At 72.4% G+C, this 7,406-nt stretch carries 6 protein-coding genes; 2 read left to right on the forward strand and 4 right to left on the reverse strand.

Going from position 1 to position 7,406, the window contains the following annotated elements:
- Positions 1-43 precede the first annotated feature (43 nt).
- Both dapC and fdxA read right to left on the reverse strand, forming a co-directional pair.
- Complete coding sequence (gene dapC, locus ACWCPY_RS42550) at positions 44-1,138, reverse strand: succinyldiaminopimelate transaminase (protein ID WP_451274478.1); 1,095 nt, start codon at positions 1,136-1,138, stop codon at positions 44-46.
- Positions 1,139-1,287: 149 nt separating this feature from the next.
- Positions 1,288-1,608, reverse strand: coding sequence for a ferredoxin (gene fdxA, locus ACWCPY_RS42555; protein ID WP_451274480.1), 321 nt, complete (start codon positions 1,606-1,608; stop codon positions 1,288-1,290).
- A 117-nt stretch (positions 1,609-1,725) separates the two neighbouring features.
- Here fdxA and ACWCPY_RS42560 point away from each other — a divergent pair, with 117 nt between their 5' ends.
- Positions 1,726-2,727 carry a GNAT family N-acetyltransferase gene (locus ACWCPY_RS42560; RefSeq protein ID WP_451274482.1) on the forward strand — a complete coding sequence of 334 codons (1,002 nt, stop codon included), beginning with the start codon at positions 1,726-1,728 and terminating at the stop codon, positions 2,725-2,727.
- A 17-nt stretch (positions 2,728-2,744) separates the two neighbouring features.
- Positions 2,745-3,593, forward strand: coding sequence for a transglutaminase family protein (locus ACWCPY_RS42565; protein ID WP_451274484.1), 849 nt, complete (start codon positions 2,745-2,747; stop codon positions 3,591-3,593).
- Between the two features lie 15 nt (positions 3,594-3,608).
- On the opposite strand, the gene ACWCPY_RS42570 is transcribed toward ACWCPY_RS42565, so the two are convergent.
- Both ACWCPY_RS42570 and ACWCPY_RS42575 read right to left on the reverse strand, forming a co-directional pair.
- On the reverse strand, positions 3,609-5,624 hold the full coding sequence (locus ACWCPY_RS42570) for a GTP-binding protein (protein WP_451274486.1): 2,016 nt from the start codon (positions 5,622-5,624) through the stop codon (positions 3,609-3,611).
- A 452-nt stretch (positions 5,625-6,076) separates the two neighbouring features.
- Positions 6,077-7,406 (reverse strand): hypothetical protein (locus ACWCPY_RS42575; protein ID WP_451274488.1); only part of this gene is annotated, 1,330 nt, incomplete at its 5' end.

A 7,406-nucleotide genomic window follows, 5' to 3' on the forward strand; every position in this document is an offset into this window, starting at 1 on the left:
GGGGAGTGCGCACTCCCGGGGCCCCGCGCGTGTGCCGTCGTTCTCAGGACAGCCGCTTGACCGCCGCCGCCACCCGCTCGTCCGTGGCCGTGAACGCCACCCGTACGAAGCGGTCGCCGGCCGGTCCGTAGAAGTCGCCCGGCGCCACCAGGATGCCCAGCTCCGCCAGGTGCGCCACGGTCTCCCAGCACGGCTCGTCGCGCGTCGCCCACAGGTACAGGCTCGCCTCGCTGTGCTCGATGCGGAAGCCGTGCGCCTCCAGCGCGGTGCGCAGGGCCGCGCGCCGCTCCGCGTACCGGGCCCGCTGCTCGGCGACGTGCTCGTCGTCGCCGAGCGCCGCGACCGTCGCCGCCTGGACGGGGGCCGGCGTCATCATGCCGCCGTGCTTGCGGATCAGCAGCAGCTCGCTCAGCACCGCCGCGTCGCCCGCGATGAAGGCCGCGCGGTATCCGGCCAGGTTGGAGCGCTTGGAGAGCGAGTGGACGGCGACGATGCCCTCGTACGTACCGCCGCAGACGTCCGGATGCAGTACGGAGACGGGTTCGGCCTCCCAGCCCAGCTCCAGGTAGCACTCGTCGCTGAAGACCAGCACGTCGTGCTCGCGCGCCCAGGCGACGATCCGGATCAGTTCGTCCTTGGACAGGACACGGCCGGTCGGGTTGGACGGCGAGTTGAGCCAGAGCAGCTTCAGCCCGGCCGGGTCCAGCTCCGTCGGGTCGTCGTAGACGACGGGCTCGGCGCCGCAGAGCCGGGCGCCCACCTCGTACGTCGGGTAGGCGAGGCGCGGGTACGCCACCTTGTCGCCCGCGCCGAGACCGAGCTGCGTCGGCAGCCAGGCCACCAGCTCCTTGGACCCCACGACCGGCAGGACGTTCTCGTGCGTCACCCCGACCGCGCCGAGCCGCCGCTCCACCCAGCCGGTGATCGCGTCACGCATCTCGGCAGTCCCCCACACCGTCGGATAGCCGGGGCTGTCCGCCGCGGCGACAAGCGCCCGCTGGATCAGCCCGGGCACCGGGTCGACGGGCGTACCGACGGACAGGTCCACGATGCCGTCCGGGTGGGCCGCGGCCGTCGACTTGTAGGGCGCGAGCTTGTCCCAGGGGAAGACCGGGAGACGGGAGGAGACTGCGGACACGGATCTCTGCTTTCTCGTACGGGGGTCACGCGGGACACACACGGGGTCACGAGGGTCTCGGACCGCTCGTCACCCGGGCGCGAAAACGCCTCGGTCCCGCACGGTGACGAGCCGTACGGGACCGGGGCGGCGCACGTGCTGGCCGCTGACTACTGGTTCTGCGGCGGCAGCGCGGCGATGAACGTGTGGTCGCGCTCGATCAGGCCCAGCTTGGAGGCACCACCGGGCGACCCGAGGTCGTCGAAGAACTCGACGTTCGCCTTGTAGTAGTCCTTCCACTCCTCCGGGGTGTCGTCCTCGTAGAAGATGGCCTCGACCGGGCACACCGGCTCACAGGCTCCGCAGTCGACGCATTCGTCCGGGTGGATGTACAAGGACCGCTGGCCCTCGTAGATGCAGTCGACGGGGCACTCTTCGATGCAGGCCTTGTCCTTTACGTCGACACAAGGCTGCGCGATGACGTAGGTCACGCTGTCGTTCCTCCTCGGTAGGGCGTTGGCTCTCGCGCGGGAGCGCGGCGTCGTCGATGCCCGCCCCTAGTATCTCCGTTCCGGGGCACGAACCGAACAGGAGGGGCGTACAGAGCTGTGGAATTCACCATCGGCGGACAGCTCAGGGTCCGAATCACACCGGCTGACGTGGGCAAACGGGTATCAGTCCGGCGTGTGTGCGAGACGGCCCCACAAGGAGCGACGTTTGCCGACACGGTAGGGGTTCTCACATCGTGGGACGACGGTGTGCTCTCGATCACACCTAAGAGCGGTGAATCCGTCCGCATCCCGGAGTCGGTTCTGGTGGCGGGCAAGGTGGTGCCCGCGGCTCCGGCCCGGCGGCGCGGTCCGGCGGCCTCCTTCGAGGAGCTCGCGCCCGTCTGCGCCCGCGCCTGGCAGCCGGTGGAGAGCGAAGCGCTGGGCGACTGGCGGCTGCGCGCGGCGCGGGGGTTCACCCGGCGCGCCAACTCCGTGCTGCCGCTCGGCGATCCGGGCGTCCCGCTCGACGAGGCGCTCGGGCACGTCCGGCGGTGGTACGGGGAACGGGACCTGCCCGCGTACATCCAGACCGCGACCGGCGCCGAGGGCACCCAGGAGCTGCTCTGCGCGGAGCTGGAGGAGCGCGGATGGAGCCGCGAGGTGACGGCTCAGGTGCGCACCGCCGGGCTCGCCCCGATCGGCGATCTGGACGCGGACGTGTCCCGGGTGCGGCTGAGCCGGGATCTCGACGAGAAGTGGCTCTCCCGCTACCAGCGCTTCGAGACCCAGGGCCCGCACGTCCTGGCGGTGCTGCGCGGCGGCCCCTCGGTGTGGTTCGCCTCGGTGCCCGGCGACAGCGAGGACGCGGCGCCCGCCGCGATCGGGCGGTGCGTGGTGGACGGGCGGTGGGCCGGCTTCATGGCCGTCGAGGTCGATCCCGCGCACCGGCGCCGGGGGCTCGCCTCCGCCGTGATGACCGCGCTCGCCCGCAAGGCCCTGGAGGAGGGCGCATCGGCGGCGTGGCTCCAGGTGGAGACGGACAACGAGGGGGCGCGGGCGCTGTACGAGGGCATGGGGTTCTCGGTCCATCACCTGTACCACCACTTCCGGTCGGCGTGACGGGACGGATGGGCCCGATGAACCCTGAACCCGCCGAGCGCCCGGACCGGGACGAGCTGTGCCGGCGGTTCGCCGAGGAGGCGCGCGCCGAGCGGCCGGACCTCGCGCTGCTCTGCCTGCTGGTGGGCGCGGTGGCCGATCCGGAGCTGGACGCGCACGGGATCGATGCGGCGCAGATCGAGCTGGACGAGCTGGCGGGCCGGCTTCCGTACGGCATCCGGGGCGGCCGGGCCTGGGCCTCGGCGCTGGCGGAACTGCTGGGTGAGCGGTGCGGCTTCGCGGGTTCGTCGGCGGACTACCAGCGGCTGGAGTCCTCGCTGCTGCACGAGGTGCTGCGCAGGCGGCGCGGGCTGCCGATCCTGCTGTCCGTGGTGTGGATCGAGGTCGCGCGGCGGGCGGGCGCCCCGGTGTACGGGGTGGCGCTGCCCGGCCATTTCGTCGTCGGCTTCGGCGATCCGGCCGAGCGGGTGCTGGCCGACCCCTTCGACGGGGGCCGGCCGATGACCGGGCAGGACGCCGAGCTGCTGGTGGCCGGGGCCACCGGGGAACCGCTGGAGGAGTCGATGCTGGCGCCCGCGCGGCCGCTGGAGATCGTGCTGCGGATCCTGAACAACATCAGGGCGTGGGCGGCGACCCGCCCCGAGCACACCGATGTGGCGCTGTGGGCGGTGGACCTGTCGCTGCTGCTTCCCTCGCATCCCGCCAGGCTCCGTTACGAGCGCGCGCAGCTGCTCGTCCAGAGCGGGCAGTTCCTGCGCGGGGCGGCGGAGATGGAGGAGTACGCGGACGTGGTCGACCGGGTCGAGCCCGCGGCGGCGGAGGCGATCCGGCACCGGGCCAGGGCGGCCCGGTCGTTGCTGAACTGAGCACCGCGCCCGGGGTCACCGCCCGTCCCCGCCCGAGGCGATCCTGCGCACCGTACGCAGCAGGTACTCCTTGCGGTTGAGCGGATCGCGGTCGGTGCGCGGCCGGTCCGGGGGCGTACCGGCGACCGCGCGGTAGCTGTCGAAGGCGGACTCCAGGACCCCCTCGCCGCGCGTCAGGGCCGGCAGCTGCTGCTGGAGCTCGTGGACGCGGGCCGCCGGGATCCCGCCCTCCAGTACGTACACGGAACCGTGCAGGGCCGGTGTCCCGGGGACGGCGCGCAGCTGTGCGAGTACGGGCAGGACCGGGCCGAGCAGGTCCGCGGGGAGTTCCAGGCGGAATCGGTGGATCGGCTCGTGCACGGTGGTGCCGGCCTGCTGCAGCGCGCTCATCAGGACCAGCGGGGTCAGATTGCGGAAGTCGCCCGCGGTGCTCGACATGCTCTTGTCGAAAACGGCGTGGGAATGGCTCTGGCGGGGCCAGTAGCCGGAATGCGTCATGGTGACCACGCAGTCGGTGACCTGCCAGCCGTGAATTCCCTGCCGCAGGGTTTCCGTCACGGTCTCCTCCACCGCCCGCATCAGGGAAAAGGGCATCGATCCGAGCTCCACCTCGAGGCGGTAGGCGATTCCGCTGCCGACCGGGGCGGGGTCGACCCTGAGGCCGACGGTCGCCAGAAAGGGATTCCCGTTCTGATCGATGATCTCGTACGCCGCTCCGCTGCCGTTCGGCCGTTCCAGGCAAATGGTCGTGGTCTCGCGGAAGGTGACACCGATTCCGAATTCATCGGCCAGCGTCGCCTGGATGACTTCCTTCTGCACTTCGCCGTAGAGCGAGACGGAGACCTCCTTCCGGACGTCGTCCTGACGCAGATTGATCAGTGGGTCCTGCTCGGCGAGTTGCGCGAGCGCGAAGTGCAGCTCGCCCCGGCTCGCCGGGGCGCGGGGCACCACGACCGACTCCAGCGTCGGCGGAGCGAACGACCGGTCCGGTGCGGCCCGGTCCGGCTCGCCGACCGGATCACCGACCCGGATGCCGTCGAGCCCCCGGAGCTTCGCGATCCGGCCCGCGCGGACCTCCGCCCCGCGCACGGCCGAGCCGTGGTCGAAGACGCTGATCCCGGTCACCTTGCCCTCGGCGCGCCCGTCGCCCCGGCCGAACGGCAGCCGGTCACGGATGCGCAGCGTGCCCGAGAACATCCGGACGTACGCCGTCCTCTCGCCGCCCGGTCCGCGCTCCACCTTGAAGACCGTGCCCGAGACCGGCCCGCCGGGATCGCCCCCGCCGGCGGGCAGCAGCTCCCGGACCCCGCCGATCAGGGCGTCCACCCCGGCGCCGGTGATCGCCGAGCCGAAGTACACCGGATGCACCAGCGCCCGACCGGTCTGCGCCGCCAGCTCCTCGCGCAGCCTGCCGTACGGGAGGGGCGCGGCGTTCTCGACGTACGCGTCCAGAAGGGCGTCGTCGTGGTCGGCGAGCAGTTCGGTCAGCCGGTCCGTGAAGCCGGCGTCGGCGTCGGTGTACGCCGTGCAGCGGGCGTCCCGGCCGCCCGGCCGGTGGACCGAACCCATGGCGACCACGGCCGGAGTCAACTTCTCGGCGATGCTCCGCAGCACGGCCTCGCCCCGCGCGCCGCCGCGGTCGACCTTGTTCACGAAGACGAGCGTCGGAATGCGCAGGCGCCGCAGCGTTCGCATCAGCACGCGGGTCTGTGCCTGTACGCCCTCCACCGCGGAAATGACCAGGACGGCGCCGTCGAGCACACTCAGCACCCGCTCCACCTCGGCGATGAAATCCGGGTGGCCGGGGGTGTCGATCAGATTGACGGTGGTGTCGTCGACGGCGAACGAGACGACGGCGGACTTGATCGTGATCCCGCGCTGCCGTTCGAGTGCCAGGGAATCGGTCTGGGTGCTGCCGTCGTCGACGCTGCCGATCTCGTCGATGACACCGGCGGTGTGGAGCAGCCGCTCGGTCAGGCTCGTCTTACCGGCGTCGACATGCGCCAGGATTCCCAGATTCAGCGTGTGCACGAAACTCCATGTCCTCAAGATCGGTGGCAATTCCCGCCTGAATGAACATGAGAGTTCCTCGCATGACCCGCTCCTTTGTCGGTCGACTTCAGCGGGGAGTACAGCAGAGGGGCAAACCGTCCGGCAACCGATTTAGCGGCCGCTGCGCCCCGCACACCTCGGCACTCGAAAGCAAGCAGGTCCGGGGGCGGCGCGTCGCCGGATCACACACGCCGCCGGTCCTGGTCCGGGGGCACCCGCGCGGGGAATCCGGCAGGCCGAAGGGCTTTCCCCGCCCGGCCGGCACACCGGGCGACCTCCGCCAAGTCCCCTCGCTCCACCCTCGGTTCAGCTGACCCGAGGGGCCGTCACGAGGTGCGCGAAGACCACCCGGCCGCACGAAGGGGGGAGGCAAACGAGTGGGGCCGCGCCGCCCAAACCTCGCACGTCACCGTGTGCAGTCCAACGGGTGATTATCGGCCCCACTCCACCCGAAGAGCCCACGGCGTAGCTCCAATGCTGCACTCCCCGATGGCGCGGATCCGCATTCCGGCTGACGGTGGATCACGTCGCCACTGCGCCACATTGAGTCGACACCCAGTCACTCTTCGCAGTTGCGGCGGAAGGAATGTGTTCAGATGCGCTCTGCCCGCACACTGTTCGCTTCGGCCGCTGTCACAGCGGTCCTCGCCATCACCGGCCCGTCCGCCTACGCCATGGTCACGTCGGGCGACTCGGGCCACGACAACGGTTACTCGTCCTCGCGCGGCGACGACTACGGAAAGTCCGACCGCGGTGGAGACCGCGGCGGCGACGAAGGCGGTCGCGGTGGAGACCGCGGCGGCGACGAAGGCGGCCGTGGCGGCGACCGCGGCGGCGACGAAGGCGGTCGCGGTGGCGACCGCGGCGGCCGCGGCGACCACGGCCGCCCGTACGGCGGCGTCCACACCGGCGGCGGATTCATGGCGGCCGTGATCACCAGCGACGAGGGCGGTCGCGGTGGCGACGAAGGCGGTCGCGGTGGCGACGAAGGCGGTCGCGGTGGCGACGAAGGCGGTCGCGGTGGCGACCGCGGCGGAGACCGCGGTGGCTACGGCGACCGTGGCGACGACCGCGGTGGCCGCGGTGACCGCCCGCGTGGCGGTGTCCACACCGGCGGCGGATTCATGGCGGCCGTGATCACCAGCGACGAGGGCGGCCGTGGCGGCGACGAAGGCGGCCGTGGCGGCGACGAAGGCGGCCGCGGTGGCGACGAAGGCGGCCGTGGCGGCGACGAAGGCGGCCGCGGTGGCGACCGTGGCGGCGACGAGGGCGGTCGCGGTGGCGACCGCGGTGGCCGCGGCGACCACGGCCGCCCGTACGGCGGCGTCCACGCCGGTGGCGGCTTCATGGCTTCCGTGATCACCAGCGACGAGGGCGGCCGTGGTGGAGACCGCGGCGGCGACGAGGGCGGTCGCGGCGGCGACGAGGGCGGCCGTGGCGGCGACGAAGGCGGTCGCGGTGGCGACGAAGGCGGCCGTGGCGGCGACGAAGGCGGCCGCGGTGGCGACGAAGGCGGCCGTGGCGGCGACGAAGGCGGCCGTGGCGGCGACGAAGGCGGCCGTGGCGGCGACCGGCCCCGTGGTGGTGTGCACGCCGGTGGTGGCGGCATGGCGATGACCGGTGGCGGTCTGGCCGCCGGCTCGGCCCTGCTGCTGGGCGGCGTCGGCGTCGGCGCGTACAAGCTGCGCCGCCGCCAGTCGACGGGTGACGCGATGGCCTGACCGGGCCAGATCCAGCCGGTCGTCACGTTGTCGCGGCCGC

The organism is Streptomyces sp. NPDC002403, assembly GCF_053593015.1.